We start from the raw sequence: 18052 nt of genomic DNA, 5'->3' as shown, positions 1-18052 counted from the left end.
TCATATATATCATTACGTCCCTCTTTCTTTGATGGGAATGAGCCCCAGGTTCAAATTGCTCCCCAGCGTGGCCTACCTTCGCGTCCAGAGGCAGGCGTTCATCGGCTATTCCATGCCCCTGGCCGGCTGGGTAGGTGAGTATCTGGTAAACTATGGAAAGCTCCCAAGGCCCAACTTCCTCGGGAGGGCCTTTGGTAAGCTGGGCTTTCGCCTGGCCGGTGAAGAGAGGGATGAGCGCTATATTACCCAGTTCTTCACGAAGGGGAGCGTTTCGGTAAGCGCGAGCTGGGACGTTGAAAGGGAAAGCCTGTTCCTCCAGCTCATTCCCCTCCGCTCAAGGCTCTCGCGGGGACTGACGGTTAGGGCAGAGCACATCGAGTTCTACGACCAGTACGTGGTGAGCATAGAGCCTGCCGGGAAGCTCCCGCCAGGAATAAGGGGCATCGGGATTAAAGCGCTCATCCTTGAGGACTTTTACCCGGCCGAGGTTCCGTACTGGGGCATGCTCCACGAGGACTGGGAGAGCGAGCTGAACCTGCTCGTTATGAAGGACGAGGTTTACGATAGGCTGAGCCGCGAGGAGTACCGCTGTCCGGTCTGCTTTTCCCCGCTCCACGAGGAGAACGGCGTCCTGAAGTGTTCCTCCTGCGGGTTCACTTACGCTCCAGAGAATGACTTCGAGAGGGTCATCGAGGAGTTCAGCGTGGAGGAGTTCGCGTTTTAGGAAACTTTGCCTTTGCAAAGTTTCATCAAAGTTCGTAGCTCTTTTTAAATGCTTCTTTGGAAGTGGTTTTCCCTTAATTTGGTCTTAGTTGTGGGAAGAATCTTTTTGTTGAGCTTCCTTTGAAGGGGTTTAACTCGGTAAAGACGCCCGAAGGGCGTCGGAAGAGTGCAAACCCGTGGTGGCATGCAATGGAGTTTTATTCTCCTGTTGTAGATTACAAAGTTAGTTGGGAAATCAGCTCCAAGTAGTCCATTACGAAGAGCTACAAACTTTTGGCCAAACTCAAACCCCATAGTGAGAGCTTTGTCTCGACAATCCTTAAATTTCGTCTGCGTGAAGTTTGTTTGGGAGTGCGGGAGTGTTAGCTCCCAAAAATCTTACGAAAGGATTCACCAAACCGCCTTGGGGGAGGCTAGCGAAAAGTTCGTGATTCCTGTAAAAGGATTTTTTATGGGTATTTCATTAAAGAGGGCCCGTTAAGAGCTTAAACAACTTTTATGGTGCTCTTTGATAGAGGATTCTCTTTTTAAGCGTCCGAAGGACGCAGTTTGGAGTGAATCCTGGATTAAAAGCAAGTTTTAACAGGTTTGTGTCACCAGAGGGCACTTTTGGGAAATGTCACGCTAAAAGGAGAATCTAAAAGGAATCACCAACTTTGATGAAACTTTTGCTCGGTAAAAGTTTCTATGGTAGCCCCGCCGGGATTCGAACCCGGGTCGCGGGATCCAAAGTCCCGCATGCTTGGCCACTACACCACGGGGCTGCCCGATAGAAAGAGCCGGGTACGGGCTTATAAATCTTAAGCCTTGTTTGTGGTAGAAAAGTGGGAAAAGGCTCAGATTATCAGGGACACCAGATCCCTTATCGCCTTCTCCGGGTCCTTTGCCTTCGTCACGCCGCTCGCAAGGAGAACGCCAACGCTTCCGAGCTCCAACGCCTTCTTAACGTCCTCGCCGGTGCTTATTCCTGCTCCTGTTAAGACCTTGACGTCCGGGTTGACCCTCTTGACCAGCTCGACTGTGTTGGTTATGACTTCCGGCTTGGCCTTGCTCACGGGAATGCCTGTCCCGATGAGCTCGGGCGGCTCCACCGCCACGTAGTCCGGGCCGAGGGCGGCAACTGCCGCCGAAACGGCTGGATTGTTGGAGCAGACCATCGTCATAAGCCCGACTTCCTCGGCGCGCCTTATGGCCGCCTCAAGATCCGCCAGAACCATTCTGTTCTCTGAGTGGTTGAGGAGCGTTCCCACCGCTCCGGCTTCCTTCACGGCCTCCGGCAGAACGTGGCCGGTGTGGCTTCCGGGCTTTATCGGGTCGATGTGCTGGGCAAAGACCGGGATCTCGACCTCCTGGGCTATTCTATAGAGATCGGCCAGCTGCGGGGCAACAACGATGGTTATACCGGTTTCCCTCCACACCTTCTCTGCCGCCTTGGCTATCCTTAAAGCCCCTTCACCGGTTGCCTGGGCGTAGGTCTTGAAGTTTATCGCTATAATCGGTTCCTTCAGCTTGGGCATTGGTATCACCGTAGGTGTTACGTTTTTGTTCCTTAAACGCCTTTCCCTCAGGAGTCCCGTTTCCACTGGAGAGTGGCCTCCCGAATGGATCTATCAGGCCGGCCCGTATGAGGGATGAGCTGATTTTGGGGCCAAGGGAACTTTTCACGAGGCCTATGGTGACTATCTCAAGCGGCCTTAGCCCGTTCTCCTCCCGCGCGCGGTTCACTATGAGCGCCCCCTTGTAGGTCTCCTCGCTAACTACTATCGCCTCCAGGCTTTTCATCTTATCGGCGAAGCCTATCGCAGTCTGTATCTTGATAACGCGGTAGTTGGAATAGCCGTTAACCTCGAAGAACTTTAGCAGATCCCTGAGTCGGAGCTCGTAGGGGAGGATTTTATCCGCGTAGGGCTTGTCCCTTATCATCTCGTCAGAGGTGAGGCCGACGTAAACGTACTCCCCCACCTCGAAGGCCTTCCTAAGCAATGCCTTGTGCCCGAGGTGAAGCCTGTCGAAGGTTCCGCCGACGACCACTTTCCGGTATCTTTTCCCCATGGCGGGAACTTAGGCGGCCGAACCAATAAGCTTTTTTATCGCCGATGGAAGATTTCCGTGGAGGTGATTTAATGAGGCGATTCGTGACGCTTATGCTCATAGTTATCCTCATCACTCCTCTCCTTGGGGAGGTCGGAGCTGCCAATAACGCCCAGCCGGTCTTCAAGATAGACATGACGATCAAAGTTGCCCCCGTGGTCATAGAGAACACCTCAACGTGGCTTGGGACTTTTAAGATATACGTTGTTCTCACGGATCCACACCAAAGGGCGTACTTTGACTATCTGGCCTCCAACAACACAACAGCCGCCAACGATGAGTTTAAGAGCTTTGTGAAGGAGCTTATCTACGACAACATAAAGAACAACCTCGAAAGGAGGTACGAAGGGGCCAACATAAGCAGCACCATATACCTCCCGTCGGGGGGACCGGTTAAGGTCCTCGATAACTGGTCTGCCGTTGTGACTTTTGCGGTTACGAACTTCTTGGTCAGCGACGGGAAAAAGCTTAGATGTCCCGTGGCCGGTTCTCTGGACTTCGTATACAGAGGACACGTCTTTGACTACACCTGGGACAGGCTCACTTTGATCCTTCCGAAGGATTATGAAATAGCCAATCTGGCACCGGTCCCCGATGACCTGAGCGAGAACGTTGCCGTGTGGAACAACGGGGACTTTATACCCCTGATAGAGCTCTACACTCAGCTGTACTCCTATGTGAGATTTCTCAACGCCACTAGAAAGGAGATATCCCTCCGGTACGATCCCCACGAGGGCTACGTCCAGTTCAACGCAACCTTCACCGGAGCCAACGCAACCCGTGTAATAATCAGCCAACTCCTCAAGAGCTTCAGGGCAACGATGAACATAATGAGCATCGATACCCGTCAGGAAAATGGCTCCTTGGTGGTTATAGGCGTGGCCAGGCCAGAGGTCGCCTACAAGGAGACGTCCTCCGAGAGGATATGGAAGGCCATGGTAAAGCTTCCCGGTGCCTTTGACAGCATCTCGGTTCAGGGTGGTAGCTACGTTGTTGCCCCTGACTACACCCTCATAATTACGGTGACTGAGAAGAAGTCAACCTACAGGCTATACGCCTACGGAATCGCGGCCGTTCTTGTCGTGATGGCGGTCTTCATGTTGATGAGAAGAAAGAAGGCCGGAGAGGAAACAAAAGAAACCGAGGTTGGCCCTGAAGGATCCGAGGAGAAACATCCCGCTGAATCTGAAGGAGAAGAATCCCTCAAGGAGGCGGAGAACGGAGGTGAGTGAATGGATTTTTTCTTTTATCCATCCAGCGTTGCGGTGTTCGGCTCTTTCAGGAAGGGGGCCATAGCCTACGAAATCCTGAGGAACATCGTTGAGGGTGGCTTTGAAGGGAGGATAGTACCTGTCAACCCGAAGGGTGGAACCGTTGAGGTCGCAGGGAGAACCTTCCAGATCCGTGAGAGGCTCGATGAGCCGGTTGATACCGCCATAATTGTGGTTCCGGCCAAGATAGTGCCGGATCTCATCGACGAGATTGGGCCCCTCATCAAGGGCGCTGTGGTGATAAGCGCCGGCTTCTCCGAGGTTGGGAACGAGGAGCTGGAACGCAGGCTGGTTGAGAAAGCCCGGAAGCACGGCGTTCGCCTGATAGGTCCAAACTGCGCCGGGATCTTCGGCGTCCACGGGAAGTTCTTCGGCTCCTTCGAGGTTCGGGTCAAGTTGGGGGGATTGGCTCTCATCAGCCAGAGTGGGGCCTTTGGGGGGGCAGCTTTAGCTATGGGCAACGACGAGGGGATAGGCTTCTCTGCCTTCGTTTCCTATGGAAACGCCACCGATTTAAACGAGAGCGACTTCCTGGAGTACTTCGCCGACGATGAGAACACGAAGGTCATCGCTCTTTACATCGAGGGGGTTAAGGACGGGAGGCGCTTCCTCAAAGCCCTCCGCTACGCTGCATCCAAAAAGCCGGTGATAATCCTCAAGGCGGGGAAGAGCGCGGGCGGTGCCAGGGCGGCCGCTTCCCACACCGGCTCTCTGGCCGGCTCCTATGAAATCTACCGCGCGGCCTTCAAGCAGGCGGGAGCCATAGAGGTCGAGGAGATGGAGGAACTCTTCGACGCTGCGAAGGCCTTCGAGATGTATTCAACGGCCGGAAAGCGGGTGGCCGTTATAACCAACTCCGGCGGACCGGGCGTTCTGGCAACGGACAAGCTTGAGAGGCTTGGCCTCCAGATTGCAGAGCTGAGCGATGAGACCGTCGAGGAGCTTCGCTCCTTCCTCCCGCCCCAGTGCTCCGTGAGGAACCCGATAGACCTCATAGCCGACGCCGACTACGAGCGCTACAAGAGAACCATCGAGATTGCCTGCAAAGACAAGAACGTCGATTCCATCCTCGTCATCTGTGTACCGCCGATTTTCATACCGAGCGAGGAGATAGCCAAAGCCGTTATCGACGCCGAGTGCAACAAGCCTGTTGTGGTCAACTTCATGGCCGGCGAGCTGGTCGGGGAAGGTGTAAAGCTCCTTGAGGAGCACGGCATAAAGAACTTCCCCACACCGGAGCGCGCGGCCAAAGCCATTGCCTGGCTCGCAAGGCGCTGAACTCTACACTTTTATAACCTGAAGTCTGATTCATTTTTGGTGGTGTCATGAAGCCCTACAGGCTTCTCTATCCTATGAGGACGTACCTTGTGGTGGCTGGTAGGGGCAGGGGGACTAACGTCATGGCCGCCGATTGGGTTACCATCGTTTCGGCCAAGCCCTTCATGGTGGGTGTGGCAATAGCGCCTGAGAGGTACACCTGGAAGCTGATCAGGGAGCATCGCGAGTTCGTGGTGAGCGTTCCTGGCTTGGACATGCTCAACGATGTCTGGGTGGTCGGCACGAAACACGGCCCTGAAAAGCTGAGGAAGACGTCCATTGAGTTCGTACCATCAAAGGCCGTTGAGACACCGGGCATAAAAGGTGCCCTCGCCAATATTGAGTGCAGGGTCGTGGACGAGAGAACCTACGGGGACCACACCTGGTTCGTGGGAGAGGTGGTGGCCAGCTCTTACCGGGAAGACGCCTTCAGCGGGGACAGTCCCAGAATCGGGGCTGGATTCCTTGCCCATGCTTCGTGGACGGACTTCGTGACCTTTGAGAAACGGTTGTACAGGCCTGGCTCGTAGCCGGCAACCTTTTTATATCCAACTTCAGAGCGTCCAACGATGATAGCGTTAGGCATAGAGGGTACGGCCCACACTCTCGGCGTAGGCATAGTTACCGAGGAGAAGGTTCTCGCCAACGTATTCCATACTCTCACCACCGAGAAGGGCGGAATCCACCCGAAGGAGGCCGCCGAACATCATTCGAAACTCCTCAAGCCCCTCCTTAGGAAGGCCCTCGACGAGGCAGGAATAACGATGGAGGACGTCGATGTGATAGCCTTCTCCCAGGGACCGGGGCTTGGGCCCTGTCTTCGCGTCGTTGCGACCGCCGCGAGGGCGCTGGCGATAAAATATGGGAAGCCCATAATAGGAGTGAACCACTGCATAGCCCATGTCGAGATAACCAAGATGTTCGGGATTAAAGACCCCGTTGGACTGTATGTCAGCGGGGGCAACACGCAGGTTCTGGCTTTGGAAGGCGGCCGCTACCGCGTCTTCGGCGAGACCCTCGACATAGGCATCGGCAACGCGATAGACACCTTCGCTAGGGAGCTTGGCATAGGCTTCCCCGGAGGACCGAGGATAGAGAGGCTCGCATTGAAGGGCGAGCGCTACATCGAGCTCCCTTACGCTGTGAAGGGAATGGACCTGAGCTTCTCCGGAATCCTCACCGAGGCCGTGAGAAAGTACAGGACGGGTAAATACCGCGTCAAGGACCTGGCCTACTCCTTCCAGGAGACGGCTTTTGCGGCCCTGGTTGAGGTTACCGAGAGGGCCCTGGCTCATACGGGCAAGGATGAGGTAGTGCTCGTCGGTGGCGTCGCGGCTAACAATCGCCTCCGCGAGATGCTCAGGATAATGGCCGAGGACAGGGGGGTTAGCTTCTTCGTCCCGCCCTATGACCTGTGCAGAGATAACGGGGCGATGATAGCCTACACGGGGCTCAGAATGTATCTCGGCGGGGTGCGCTTCTCGCTCAATGACACAGTTGTCAAGCAGAAGTTCAGAACCGATGAGGTGGAGGTTGTATGGGACTGAGGGTACCTCCGTTGGTCTTTGTCTCCGACGTTATCCTCCTGCTGGTTATAGGCTATGCGGCATTCTATGCCCTCAGGCGGATCAACCGCTACGAAGAGCCTCTGAACCGTTTTCTGGTTGTTACGGCTTTTTCCCTCCTGTTGGCATCCATTGGGCGGCTTATTGATGTGTTTGATGACTTTGCTGTCAATCCAGAATCCGTTACACCGCTGGAGGGAGCTCTCTACTTCTTCTCTATAGTTGGGATAACCTACGGCCTCATCAACTACATCCGAAGTGTCGAGCGGAGGATATTCCCCCTTCCGTCCGGCGAGATAAATGGTGGAAACCTCCCACCTGGAGGCTTTCTGTACCTCGGTGAACCCGATGAGGTCTTTGAGTTTCTTGGGAGATGTGAGGTTCCTGCCCTAATAGTGACCAGAAGCCCCTGGAAGTACAAGGAGTTCTGTGAGCGCGTTCAGACCCTCTGGATAACCCAGGCAAGTGAGAGTGGCGTCGGTCCCACGAAGCTCCACGTAATCCTGGACAGTGCAGTGAAGTTCTTCCAGGGCGGTGGAAGGCTGGTTATCATTGACTGTCTTGAGATTCTGATACTCTACAACGACTTCCATTCGGTGTTCCGCTTTCTCTCGACGCTCAGGGACTACGCCGTGGAGGCCGGTTCGACTGTGCTCCTTCTTATGGGCAAGTCGACCGTGGGGGATAGGGAGCTCATGATGCTGAAAAGGGAGTTTGCCCCCATAAAGGATCTGAAGGAACTCCTCAGAACTTCCTCTTGATCTTCATCGTGTACTTGGGGTACACCTCTCGGGTGAACCTCACGAACTTGGCCCTCCTCGGGGAGAGCTTCACTGTTATCTTTGTTCCAGGCTCTAAGTAGGTGTAAAACTGCCCATCTATGGCAAGGATTATCTCCCTGGTCAGGGCTATGTTCTTAATCTCTATCTCGCTGTAGGACGGCACTATCATTGGCCGGGAGCTGAGGGCTATCGGTGCTATCGGGGCAATAACCATCACGTCCAGCCGAGGGTCGACGAAGGGCCCGCCAACGCTCATGGCATAGCCTGTTGAACCTGTCGGTGTCGAGACTATAAGTCCGTCGGCCCTTATCTCGTCGGCAAGTCCCCCGTCAATGTAGTACTTGAGGTGGATTATCTTGCCAGGTATTCCGGTCAGAACCGCAACCTCGTTGAGGGCATCTGGAACGATGTTTCTGCCGTTCAGGTACGTCCTCAGCTTTATGCGCTCGTCCAGGTGATAGTCCCCTTCGAGGAGTTTGCTGAGGGCAAAGAACGCCTCGTGAGGCTCGACCTCGGTGAGGAAGCCGAGAGTACCCATGTTGATTCCAAGGATGGGTATGTCCTTTCTGGTTCTGTGCTCCACCCTTAGTATCGTTCCATCGCCGCCTATGACAATTATGAAGTCAACGTCAAATTCCTCGAGGGGACAGACGTCCTCCTCCTGGAACTCCGGCAGATGCCTGTGGGTCTCGCTGTCCACGCACACATCGTATCCGCTAACCTTGAGGAAATCGTAGACGCGGTAGGCGAGCTTGAGAGCCGCTTTCTTGTCCCTTCTGGCCACTATCCCGAACTTCATAGTTCGTTTTCCTCCTTATCTTTTATCTCCTTCTTTAGGGTTTCCTCGTCGGGGGCAGCGAGAGGAAGTCCCTCCTTGGGAACCTCGGTCTCAGACTCTGCGGTCACGAGGGAACCTATGACAGTTGGGCCCCAGTAGGAGATAAGCCTTTCAAGAAGAACCCCCGTAACCGCATGCTCGGGGTTTATCCCGAGGGCAACAAAGACCGCGGAGTTGACGGCCTCTATTATTCCAGCCCCACCGGGCACTATTGCAAACATTCCCACGACCATCGACACTACCAGAACGACGGTTATGTCCATCGGGACTATCGGGTATTTTATCGCCAGGAAGACGAAGTAATAGCGAAGTATCGTCAGTCCCCAGTAGACGAAGGAGTGGAAGAGTGCCACGATGGTTGCTATCTTGTCCTTTGAGAGGTTCTTGAAGTCCGACTGGAGCCTTGGGATGGTCACATCGGCAATGTTCTGGAAGGAATCCTTGCGCTTCTCGGCTCTTCCCGCGGATATCCTGTGGTAGAGCCGGTATATCCACCAGACTGCTCCCGGGGCCTTGGTCTCGCTCATGAGTAGCCATATCACGAGGGCTGAGAACGCCATGAGAACAGCGTCGAGCACTATTATAAGGATCGTGAGACCAATTTCGCCGAGCCGGTAGACGTGGATGGTTGCGATTACCATCATCACGGCGATAGGAACCAGGTCGAGAATCCTGTCCATCATCACGCTCGCCGTCATCGGTCCGTAGGGGCTTTTCACTCTCTTGGCGAGGTAGTAAACCCTTATGAACTCGCCCAGCCCCTTGGCGCCTGGACTGATGTTATTGAAGAACATGCCAACGAATATCGCCGAGAAAACTGCCCTGAACGGGGCCCTTATCCCGAGCCCCCTGAGGAGAACCTTCCAGCGTAGGGCCCAGGCGACCAGTGTGAGGATGTAAACGAGAATGGCAAGGATGAAGTACTCGATGTCCGAATCCCTGAGGATTTCAGCTATTCCTTGGGCTCCAGCCCAGTTTATCAGGGCACCTATGACTATAAGCGCTCCGATGAAAAAAACTCCTTTTTTCCAGTCCATGATGTGCACCGTCAAACCCGTTATTGGGGATTATTGTTTATATCCTTGTCGTCCTCCCCTTCCAGCTGCCTCCTGTCTTGGCTCACCCTGATGCCGAAGTGGGTCATTATCCCTGCCCCTATGGCGGTTGGAGCCCAGTAGGAGATGAGCCTCTCAAGGAGCGTCGCCGTCACCGCTATCTCCTTGTCTATGCCCAGGAGAACGTAAACGGCCGAGTTTATGGCCTCTATTACCCCCGCCCCGCCCGGGATTATCATAAACATCCCGACGACGATGCCTATCATCTGGACGACCATGACGTCGAGGAGCCTTATCGGGCTGTTTATGCTGATGAAGATGAAGTAGGAGCGGAGCAGGACGAGGAACCAGAAGGCGAAGGAGTAAATCAGGGACAGCGTGAAGGCCACCTTGTGCCTCATCAGAATTTTGAAGTTCTCCTGGAACTGCGGAACGCTCACCTCCACCGCGTGGACGAACTTCTCCTCGTACTTCTTGGCCTTCTTGGGCATTATTCTTCCGAAGAGGCGGTAGAACCAGTAGAGTATTCCCTTCGTCTTCTTCTCGCTCAGGAGTATCCCGACGGTGGCCAGGGTTATTATGGCGAAGAAGATGTCCAAGAGGAGCAGGGTCAGGGTAAGCGAGAAGGAGCCGAGGTTGTAGACGTAGACCGTGGCGAGGAGGAGCATCACCACGACCGGGATGACGTCCATAATCCTGTCCATCATTATCGTTGCAAAGACGTGGCCGTAGGGTTGCTTCGTGTGCTTGGATATGTAATACATCCTGACGGGCTCGCCGCCCCCCCTTGCCCCCGGCGTTACGTTGTTTATGAAAACGCCCACGAAGAGCCCCGCGACTATCGTTCTGAATGGGGCGTTTATGCCGAGGCTCTTGAGCAGGACACGCCAGCGCAGGGCCCACATTATGACCGCGGCTATGTAGGCCAGAACCGCTAGGAAGAAGTAGTCCAGCCTGGCCGTCTTGAGTATTTCAATAACGTCCTCTACCCCCGCCCACCATAGGAGCAGGATTATTATGACCAGTCCAAGCCCGAGGAGGGAGTACTTCTTCCAGTCCATCGCTACACCTTCCTGAGCTTGGCTATGAAGAAGCCCTGAGTCAGATGCCTGTTCGGGTAGAACCTCTGAACCTCATCCATCCCCATACCGCTCGAACCTATGAATAGGCTCTGCTCTTCGAGCTTTAAACCTTTGCCGAGCATGTACCTCACGTTGGCCTCATTCTCCTCGTAGCTGAGCGTGCAGGTCGAATAAACCAGAACGCCGCCCCTTCGGAGGGACTTTATGGCGGCGTTTATGAAGTGCCTCTGGTAACGGGCGGTGGCCTCGATGTCCCTCGGGGTTCTGCTCTCCCACAGCTTCGGCCTTATACCCAGGGCGGTGCAGGGGGCATCGAGCAGTATCTTGTCAGCCTCGATTCCCAGCTCGGGGAGCCTCCTGGAGTCCATGTGTATCAGCTTGACGTTTTTAACCCCAAGCCTCTCCAGCTCCCCTTCCATCTTTTTCAGCCTGTTGCGCGACTTGTCGATGGCCATTATCTCGCCCCGGTTCTGCATGAGCTGGGCTATGTGGCTGGTCTTTCCACCGGGAGCGGCCGCCATGTCGATTATCAGCTCCTCTTCGCTCGGCTCCAGAACGTGCGCGACCACCATTGACGGTAAGCTCTGGGCGTAGAAGAGGCCCTCCTTAAAGCTCTCAAGCTCGCTGAGGCTCGGAAGCCTGAACTTCGGAAGAGTAACCTCGACTGCCAAGCCCCTAGTCGAGACTACCATCTCCTTGACGCTCATTCTGGCGATGCCTATCCCCACGAGCAGTCCCCTCGGGTCCCTTATCTCGACCTCGTCGCCGGGCTTGATTTTCTTGTCCGCCTGCAGAACCCCTGGCGCGTAGAGCATCGCCCCCTGGTAGACGCTCTCGGCCGCGAATTTGTTGGCCCTCACCACGGGAAGGCCCGGCTCGTGGTCATCGGGAAAGTTGGGGCCTTCGCGCTCGAAGTATATTCCCTCCTTGAGATAGGGACTTCTCTTCGGCTTTAGCCCCTCCCTCCGGAGGATTCGCATGAGCTTCTCCCGGCTCGTCTTGAGGGTGTTAACGCGGATGTAGTACTTCTCCACCGGCGTTCTGAGCGAGGCCATTATCTCCCCGGCCTCTTCCCCAAAGAGCTTCCTGTAGTACTCCCTCAGCTCCGCCGGGAAGGCCTCCTCGTAGCCACTGACCATGGGGACACCTCAGAGGTCGAAGATTTCGAAGCGTCTTCCGATGTCTATGAGCCTTATAAGGCCCTTCTTCAGCGCCCCGACGCTTCCAAAGTTCGCCTCGAACTGGAACACCTTCTCGTCGCTCTTCTCGATTCTCTCAAGTATCTCGGTCGGAGAAGCCCTCCCGTCGCGCCTCCAGTTGTAGACGTCGCTCAGGAAGTCCTCGCTCCCGTAGATGAAGCTCCTCGGGAAGAGTTCAACGAAGAGGCCGACGAAGTTCTCGCTTATCCTCTCCCTGGGAACTGCCACGACGAAGTAGTGGCTCTCAGGTGTTGCTCCCACCTCTATCTGGGGTTTTATCTCAAAAGCGGGGTGGGGGTAGTTCATGAGCCTCCACTCGCCGTCGAGGAATACGTAGGCCCCGAAGACCTCCTCCACGTCCTCTACCTTGAACCCCTTCTCCGGCAGCTCGCGCTTTAGCTCCTCGTTGAGCCTGAAGATGCCCTCCCACATTTCGTTGAGGAACTCGTGAATCTCCCTCACGTTCATCCCTCTCACCAGAAATGGAAAAGATGGGGGCCTTAAAAACCTTCATCCGGAGATGAGGCCATCCAGCATCTCGTTGAGGCCGCCCATTATGTCTGTTTTTACTGTTTCCTCGTAGCTCGCCAGCTTGATGCTGTACTCCCTTCCAAGGACCGTTATATCCAGGTATATGTCCGCCCTGACCTTGCTCACCTCGCCGTTCTTCACATGGGTCGCCCAGACCTCTGGAAGGGCGTCCTCCTCTATGAAGGTCTCGACGTCCAGCGTTGCATAACCCTTGGGCGGAAGGATTACAGTCTCGACGGTTTTTCCGTAGCCGATTTTCACGTCGTTGGCGTACATGTCGAAGCTCACGTTTCCTATCGGAATCCTGTAGGAGTTGGGGTTGTAGAACTTCATGTGGGCTATGAGAACGGCCTTTCCGTCCTGCTCCCCGGCCCAGTCAAAGGTGGTCTCGACCAGCGCCGGGCTCTTAACGAGTCCGCCCGCCAGTTCCTTGCTCTCGGCGGTGAAGTTGAGGTACGCGAGGATGTCCTCGCTGATGACCTGCTTTATGTCGGCGTTGATGGGAATGACTTTGAGGAGGCTTCCCTTGAGGTGGAACTCGGCTTCTCCGGTCTGTCCGTTGTCAAGGTATGCCACGAGGGAGCGTATGAGGTTGTGGTTGTCGATGACTATCGCCATACTCACGTCCGTTTTCGTTGCTCCATAGTCGAACCTCGCGACCCTCGCTATGGGGATTCCCATGAAGCTCAGGCTCAGGTTCTCTATCTCTGCCGGAACGAGCAGGGGTTTGCTGAGCTTTGCGTCCACCCATATCTCCGTGCTCTTTTCGTCCACGTAGCCCCAGCTGGCGTGTACCGTGGGACTCGCCGTCACGGCGGCATAGACCACGTACCCAACCCAGACGATAAGTATCAGCACGATCCCGAGTATTACCAGCTTCCAGTTCATTCTTTCCACCATAACGTTTCATTCTTCGAAGTGCGTTTAAAGGTTTCCAAAGTCCGATGAAGTCATCCCGACCTCTTCCTGTAGGTGTAAACCACAGCTATGACGACCAGCACGCCAATGACTATCGCGAGGTTCCGGAGGTTCGTTCTCGTCTTTGTGTTCTTCTCCACCGTGACTGTGACGGTTCTCTCGAAGACGTAGACGTTGTCATCGCCCTGGCTGGGGTCTCCCACGGCCCTTATGCGCAGCTGGATGTTGTAGTCCTTTGGGATGGCGTTTCCGTCTATCCTCAGGACGATTACACCCTCACCGGTTGCCCCCGGGGCGAGGTCTCCGACGTAGTCGGTTCTCTTGTCCAGTGTGAAGGGTTGGTCTGCCTTTACAACGCCCTCGATGAGCACGCTGGTGGCCTTCTCGCCCCCGGTGTTCTTCAGCTTGACGTAGACGTTGACGGTCTCCCCCTGAAGGGGTTCGGGGTCAAAGCGCACGCTGACTACCTCGATGTTCGGCTTCGATCCTATTATGACAGGAACCTTAAGGGTGACGTTTTTCTGCATGCCGAGGTCGTTGGTGTAGGTTACGAGCAGGGGTATCTCGTAGGTCCCGGAACTGGCGTTCTCGGCAACGTTTATCTTGAACGATGACTGCGCGGAGTCCCCCTTCCCAAGGCTTCCCAGACCTATGATTTGCTCGCTGCTCTCGCTGAGGGAGAAGGGCCACTCCGGCATGGGTTTGACGATGACCGTCCTCGCCGTGCCGGTTCCGACGTTGTCCACCTGGAAGTCAACTTCCACGTTGTCCGTTCCCGGGATTATCTTGCCGGGCGACGTTGAGACCTTCGAAAGTATCAGCTGGGCCTTTCCGGTCACGTCTATCCCCACGAGCCTCTCGTCGGTTATCTCCTTTTCGTTCGGCTCCGTGAGGTACTTGAGCTCTATCCTGAGGGGATATATGCCGTTCTCCAGCCTCTCGTTTGCTTTGATCCTGAACTCAAGGGTGGTCTTTTCTCCCGGCTTGAGCTCGGCAACGTACTTCACGTTGTCCTCCCCGACCGGCAGGAAGGCCTCTATGTTCTGCTTGGCGAGCTGTGCCATTATCTGGTTGAGGGCATCCTGGAGGCTCCCGCTGAGCTGTTCGCTCCCCTGGATAGGGAGCTGCGAGAGTGCGGAGAGGTCAACGTTCTTTATTTCTCCCTGGACCGGCACCCTGTAGGAGCTTATCTTGAGGCTGAGAGCCTTGACCGGCTCAGCCCCCGTATTTTCCAGCGTGAAGCGGACTCTAAAGGTGTCCCCGGGACTTATCTCCATCGGTTCGGTCTCCACCTTGGTTATCTCGACAAAGGCTTCCCTGGGCTTCTTGACCGTGAGCGCCACGAAGTTGTAGCTCTGAACCATGCGCATGTTCGCTCCAAGTCCGGTGAAGTAAACGACCCCAACGTAGAGGGGATACGTTCCAACGTCGGCGTTTGGGTTTATCCTCACCCTGAATGTCAGTGTTGCGTTCTCTTTACCCTCCAGATACTCGATGTACTGCACGGCGCTTCCCTCGGGATAGAAGACGCTCTGCGACACCCCGCTCTGGCTGAGGGCCATTGAAACCGCACTCGCTATCGAGGAGCTGTCGTTGAAGCTCATAGGCGTGGGCGTGACGAAGACGTTGATGTAGCGCACCTTCAGTGCTCCCTCGTTTCTCAGGTGAACCCTGACCGTAACGGTGTCTCCCGCCTGAACCGTGTCAGGCATCTCGACGTTTGATATTATCATCCCCGGGGCTGTTGCGGCCCTCCACTCGGGGGGCCCGCTTATGCTTATCCTGACACCGTTCGGGTAGACTTCGTTGACTGTCACGTAGACAGTCCGGTTGTCAACGCTGACCTCCACGGTTTCTCCTTCCCGTACTGGTGTTATGTCGGGGTATGTTATCTCCATCAGGATGTCCTCTTTACTTATCCCGAGTTCAGGGTGCTCTTCTATTGTCTTTACGACAGCCTCTCCTATCTCTTCCGGTGATGCCGAGTTAAGCCACTGGTAGAATCCGTAGGCGTTGGCAATAAGGCAGGCGTTGAACTCGGCGCTGTTGTTTACGTACTGCTCGCACTGTGTCACGTCGTAGCCTTGGGTCTCAGCCATCGCCATCAGGAACTCCGGGTCAAGGAGGAGCGTTCTTATCTTCTGAGGATCGGGCACGAGTATTGTCTTGTACTCGGCGTTGAGTATTTTTCCGTCCTGCATTATCAGAAGAAAGGCGTAGTAGTCTCCGCTTCCGTAGTCCTTCTGGGTGTCCGTGAGGGTCACTATGAGGGGGCCGACGAGAATCGCCTCGCCCTTGCTCAAGTAGCCCTCAAAGAGAGGGCTTCCGGTTGATGCACCCACGCCCCAGGGGAGCATTGCTGTGATGAGCATCAGGCCGAGGATCAATCCAATCTTTTTCATACTCCATCACCTCCAATATTCTTTCCGTAAAAGACCTGCAGCAGTGCAGGGGTTACGAGGTAAGCGGCAAACATTGAGGCGAATATTCCAAAGGCCAGGGTCGTTCCAAAGTCGTGTATGGTCGGTAGCTCGCCGGCAAGGAGCGCCAGAAAGCCGCCGGCCGTTGTGAGGGCACCGGCGAGTATGCCCGGGCCAACACTTTCAACTGACGTGACTATCGGCCTTGGATTGCCCTCGTTCATCTCTTCCAGGAAGCGGTGGGTGAGGTGCATGCCGTAGTCAACGCCAAGGCCCACTATCATCGAGATGACTCCGGCTAAGCTCTGGGTGAAAGGTATCCCGGCCCATCCCATGAAGCCGACCGTCCAGAGGGCACCCAGGAACATCGGTGTTATCATCGCCATCGAAACCTTTGGCCGCCTGAAGAGGAGGAGCACTATCAACACCACGAAGACGGTTCCGTAGGTCGAGATGCGGTTTATCTCAACCTTCGTGAGCTGGTCGAGAACGTAGTTCAGGTATATATCCCCCGTGAGGGACAGCCTCGTACCCGGTGGGAATTCAGTATCCTGTGCCCTCTCGGTTTCCTCCTCAAAATAATGCATTATCCGCCTGAAATCATCCATGCTGGCCCCTCCAAAGTCGCCTTTGAACTTGAGGATGGTCATGGAGTAGTCACTTGAGACCATGTTTGCCCCACGATAGTCGTTGAGGGCCTCCTTTATCTTTCCCTCGTCGTTTGGTATGTACCCGTACTCGCGATGGACGACGTCTGCGATGCTATCCGAGTCGAAGACGCCGTTGTAGTATGAGTCCGCCTTTATCTGATTCTCGAAGCGGTAGATGCCCCTGACGATGGCAGGATTTCTGACGTCGTCGGCTTTGATCAGGACGTACAGCTCGTCCTGGCCTCCGAAGTCGCTCCTGATATCCATCAGGGCCTCTATTTCAGGCATCCCCTTGGGAACAAACTTTTCGAGTCTGACCTCAGTGGTTACCTGCGTTATACCGTAGCCGAAGAAAAGGGTTATCAGGAACACAGCGGCCAGGAACGCCACGGGCTTTCTCCTGATGGCCTCTCCGAGGCTGTGGAATGCCCTTCCCACGAATCCGGAGTGTGAACGAACCTCCGGAACCACGTAGTGGCCCTTCAGCCGTTTCATTATGTCCTCCTCAAGGATTATGACGGCGGGAGTTATCACCACGGCGTTGAGGGCCGCGAGACTTAGGCCGAGGACGAGGGCTGTCGCCAGGTGGTGGAGCATTGGCAGGCTTGACAGGTACATCGCCGCGAATCCCGCTATGGTGGTGAGCGCCGCACCGAGGAGGGCTTTTCCGGTTTCAGCGACAGCTTCTTCCGCGGCTTCCTCTATGCTTCTTCCCTTGCCGCGCTCCTCGTAGTAGCGGTTTGTCACGTGGATTCCGTAGTCTATCCCCATCCCGATGAGCATCGCGCCTATGGTGGTCGTGGCCAGGTCGAGGGGGATGTTCATCAACCCCATGAAGCCGAGCGTCATCGTGACGCCGAAGATGAGGGGAATGAGCGGGATGGCGGCCTTAACGGGTGAGCGGTAAAAGTACAGGAGCAGGGCTATGACGAGTATGAAGGAGATGGCCATCGTCTTGTTGAGGTCGCTCTGGAGGAGTTCGAGTATGCGGTAGGTTATGCCAATGTTCCCGGTCTGGATGACCTCGACGTTCTTCGGAAACTTGACGTCGTTTATGTCCTCCTCTATGCCCTTGTAGACCCTCACGAGGGTCTCCGTCTTCTTCTCCCGGCTTATCGTCACGGCTATTATCGTGGTCGTGTAGTCCCTGCTGACGAGCTGGTACCTCTCCTCTGGAGGGAGCATATCGAGGACGAACTTCGCCTCTTCCTCGTTCTTGGGGAGCCTTCCGAGAACCTGCATGTAGATATCGGCGATGCTCATGGTGTCGGTTACGTACTCCCTCTGCCTGAGCCTCTGTTCAAGTTCGTAAACCGCCTCTATGACCTTCGGATCGCGGATGTCATAAACTCCTCCTGGCTCTATCGAGTCCACCTTGACAACTATCAGCGTGCTGTCGCCGCTCTGAAACTCGTTCTGAAGGGTGGTATAGTCTGCTATGGCCGGATGGTTCTCCGGCAGCATGGTTCTGAGGTCGCTCTCAAAGCGGAGGTTCTGGATGCCGTATATCGAAACGACTAACAGGAATATGGCGATTAGGGCAAAGGCCACCCTGTACCTCACGATGACCCTCGCGGCGCCCCTCAGTAGCTTCATGCTTTCTCCCCCAA

General features: G+C 55.2%; 15 protein-coding genes, 1 tRNA gene and 1 pseudogene. 6 read left to right on the top strand and 11 right to left on the bottom strand.

The genetic code is table 11. The annotated features are described in order from the left end of the window. Nucleotides 1-37 precede the first annotated feature (37 nt). On the top strand, nt 38-724 hold the full coding sequence (locus E3E37_RS06970; RefSeq protein ID WP_167716378.1) for a hypothetical protein: 687 nt from the start codon (nt 38-40) through the stop codon (nt 722-724). A 687-nt stretch (nt 725-1411) separates the two neighbouring features. Here E3E37_RS06970 and E3E37_RS06965 read toward each other — a convergent pair. The 3 genes and pseudogenes from E3E37_RS06965 to coaD form a co-directional block, all read right to left on the bottom strand. Continuing rightward, nucleotides 1412-1487 (bottom strand) — tRNA-Gln (locus tag E3E37_RS06965). A 72-nt stretch (nt 1488-1559) separates the two neighbouring features. Next, the gene (tpiA, locus tag E3E37_RS06960; RefSeq protein WP_167716375.1) at nt 1560-2240 is read right to left on the bottom strand and encodes a triose-phosphate isomerase; all 681 of its coding nucleotides are present in this window, start codon (nt 2238-2240) and stop codon (nt 1560-1562) included. Nucleotides 2241-2310: 70 nt separating this feature from the next. Further along, nucleotides 2311-2775 (bottom strand): annotated as a pseudogene (gene coaD, locus E3E37_RS06955) (phosphopantetheine adenylyltransferase); the annotation flags it as partial. A 71-nt stretch (nt 2776-2846) separates the two neighbouring features. On the opposite strand from coaD, the gene E3E37_RS06950 reads away from it, so the two are divergent. Genes E3E37_RS06950 through E3E37_RS06930 form a run of 5 tightly spaced genes read left to right on the top strand, consistent with a single transcriptional unit; the run spans nt 2847 to nt 7728 of the window. After that, nucleotides 2847-4046 (top strand): hypothetical protein, encoded by a 1200-nt coding sequence (locus tag E3E37_RS06950; RefSeq protein WP_167716026.1) that lies wholly within the window; start codon nt 2847-2849, stop codon nt 4044-4046. Beyond that, the gene (locus E3E37_RS06945; protein ID WP_167716024.1) at nt 4047-5363 is read left to right on the top strand and encodes an acetate--CoA ligase family protein; all 1317 of its coding nucleotides are present in this window, start codon (nt 4047-4049) and stop codon (nt 5361-5363) included. It abuts the gene before it with no gap. 47 nt (nt 5364-5410) lie between these two features. Beyond that, nucleotides 5411-5932: a flavin reductase family protein gene (locus E3E37_RS06940; RefSeq protein ID WP_088865490.1), complete on the top strand. Its 522-nt coding sequence runs from the start codon at nt 5411-5413 to the stop codon at nt 5930-5932. Between the two features lie 39 nt (nt 5933-5971). Next, on the top strand, nt 5972-6949 hold the full coding sequence (locus tag E3E37_RS06935) for a bifunctional N(6)-L-threonylcarbamoyladenine synthase/serine/threonine protein kinase (RefSeq protein ID WP_167716022.1): 978 nt from the start codon (nt 5972-5974) through the stop codon (nt 6947-6949). Next, entirely contained in the window at nt 6940-7728 is a 789-nt protein-coding gene (locus tag E3E37_RS06930; protein ID WP_088865488.1) for a DUF835 domain-containing protein, read from the top strand. The genes E3E37_RS06935 and E3E37_RS06930 overlap by 10 nt, the downstream gene beginning before the upstream one ends. On the opposite strand, the gene E3E37_RS06925 is transcribed toward E3E37_RS06930, so the two are convergent. The 8 genes from E3E37_RS06925 to E3E37_RS06890 are packed head-to-tail and all read right to left on the bottom strand — an operon-like array spanning nt 7712 to nt 18038. Further along, nucleotides 7712-8548, bottom strand: a complete 837-nt coding sequence (locus tag E3E37_RS06925) for an NAD(+) kinase (protein WP_088865487.1) — start codon at nt 8546-8548, stop codon at nt 7712-7714. The genes E3E37_RS06930 and E3E37_RS06925 overlap by 17 nt on opposite strands. Next, nucleotides 8545-9624 carry a lysylphosphatidylglycerol synthase transmembrane domain-containing protein gene (locus E3E37_RS06920; protein WP_167716020.1) on the bottom strand — a complete coding sequence of 360 codons (1080 nt, stop codon included), beginning with the start codon at nt 9622-9624 and terminating at the stop codon, nt 8545-8547. The genes E3E37_RS06925 and E3E37_RS06920 overlap by 4 nt, the downstream gene beginning before the upstream one ends. A gap of 20 nt (nt 9625-9644) precedes the next feature. Then, nucleotides 9645-10703, bottom strand: coding sequence for a lysylphosphatidylglycerol synthase transmembrane domain-containing protein (locus E3E37_RS06915; RefSeq protein ID WP_167716018.1), 1059 nt, complete (start codon nt 10701-10703; stop codon nt 9645-9647). 2 nt (nt 10704-10705) lie between these two features. Beyond that, nucleotides 10706-11863: an RsmB/NOP family class I SAM-dependent RNA methyltransferase gene (locus E3E37_RS06910; RefSeq protein ID WP_167716016.1), complete on the bottom strand. Its 1158-nt coding sequence runs from the start codon at nt 11861-11863 to the stop codon at nt 10706-10708. A gap of 9 nt (nt 11864-11872) precedes the next feature. Beyond that, on the bottom strand, nt 11873-12391 hold the full coding sequence (locus tag E3E37_RS06905; protein ID WP_167716373.1) for a DUF3201 domain-containing protein: 519 nt from the start codon (nt 12389-12391) through the stop codon (nt 11873-11875). Between the two features lie 42 nt (nt 12392-12433). Then, the gene (locus E3E37_RS06900; RefSeq protein WP_240921932.1) at nt 12434-13354 is read right to left on the bottom strand and encodes an LEA type 2 family protein; all 921 of its coding nucleotides are present in this window, start codon (nt 13352-13354) and stop codon (nt 12434-12436) included. A gap of 50 nt (nt 13355-13404) precedes the next feature. Further along, nucleotides 13405-15774, bottom strand: a complete 2370-nt coding sequence (locus tag E3E37_RS06895) for a COG1361 S-layer family protein (RefSeq protein WP_167716014.1) — start codon at nt 15772-15774, stop codon at nt 13405-13407. Next, nucleotides 15771-18038 carry a hydrophobe/amphiphile efflux-3 (HAE3) family transporter gene (locus E3E37_RS06890; protein ID WP_167716011.1) on the bottom strand — a complete coding sequence of 756 codons (2268 nt, stop codon included), beginning with the start codon at nt 18036-18038 and terminating at the stop codon, nt 15771-15773. Before E3E37_RS06890 ends, E3E37_RS06895 begins: the two co-directional genes overlap by 4 nt. Between the last annotated feature and the right edge of the window lie 14 nt (nt 18039-18052).

Origin of the sequence: Thermococcus sp. ES12 (genome assembly GCF_012027515.1) — an archaeon.
GTDB classification, from domain to species: domain Archaea; phylum Methanobacteriota_B; class Thermococci; order Thermococcales; family Thermococcaceae; genus Thermococcus; species Thermococcus barossii.
The sequence above is the reverse complement of the archived record's forward strand: the minus strand, read 5'-3'. Positions and strand labels throughout refer to the sequence as shown.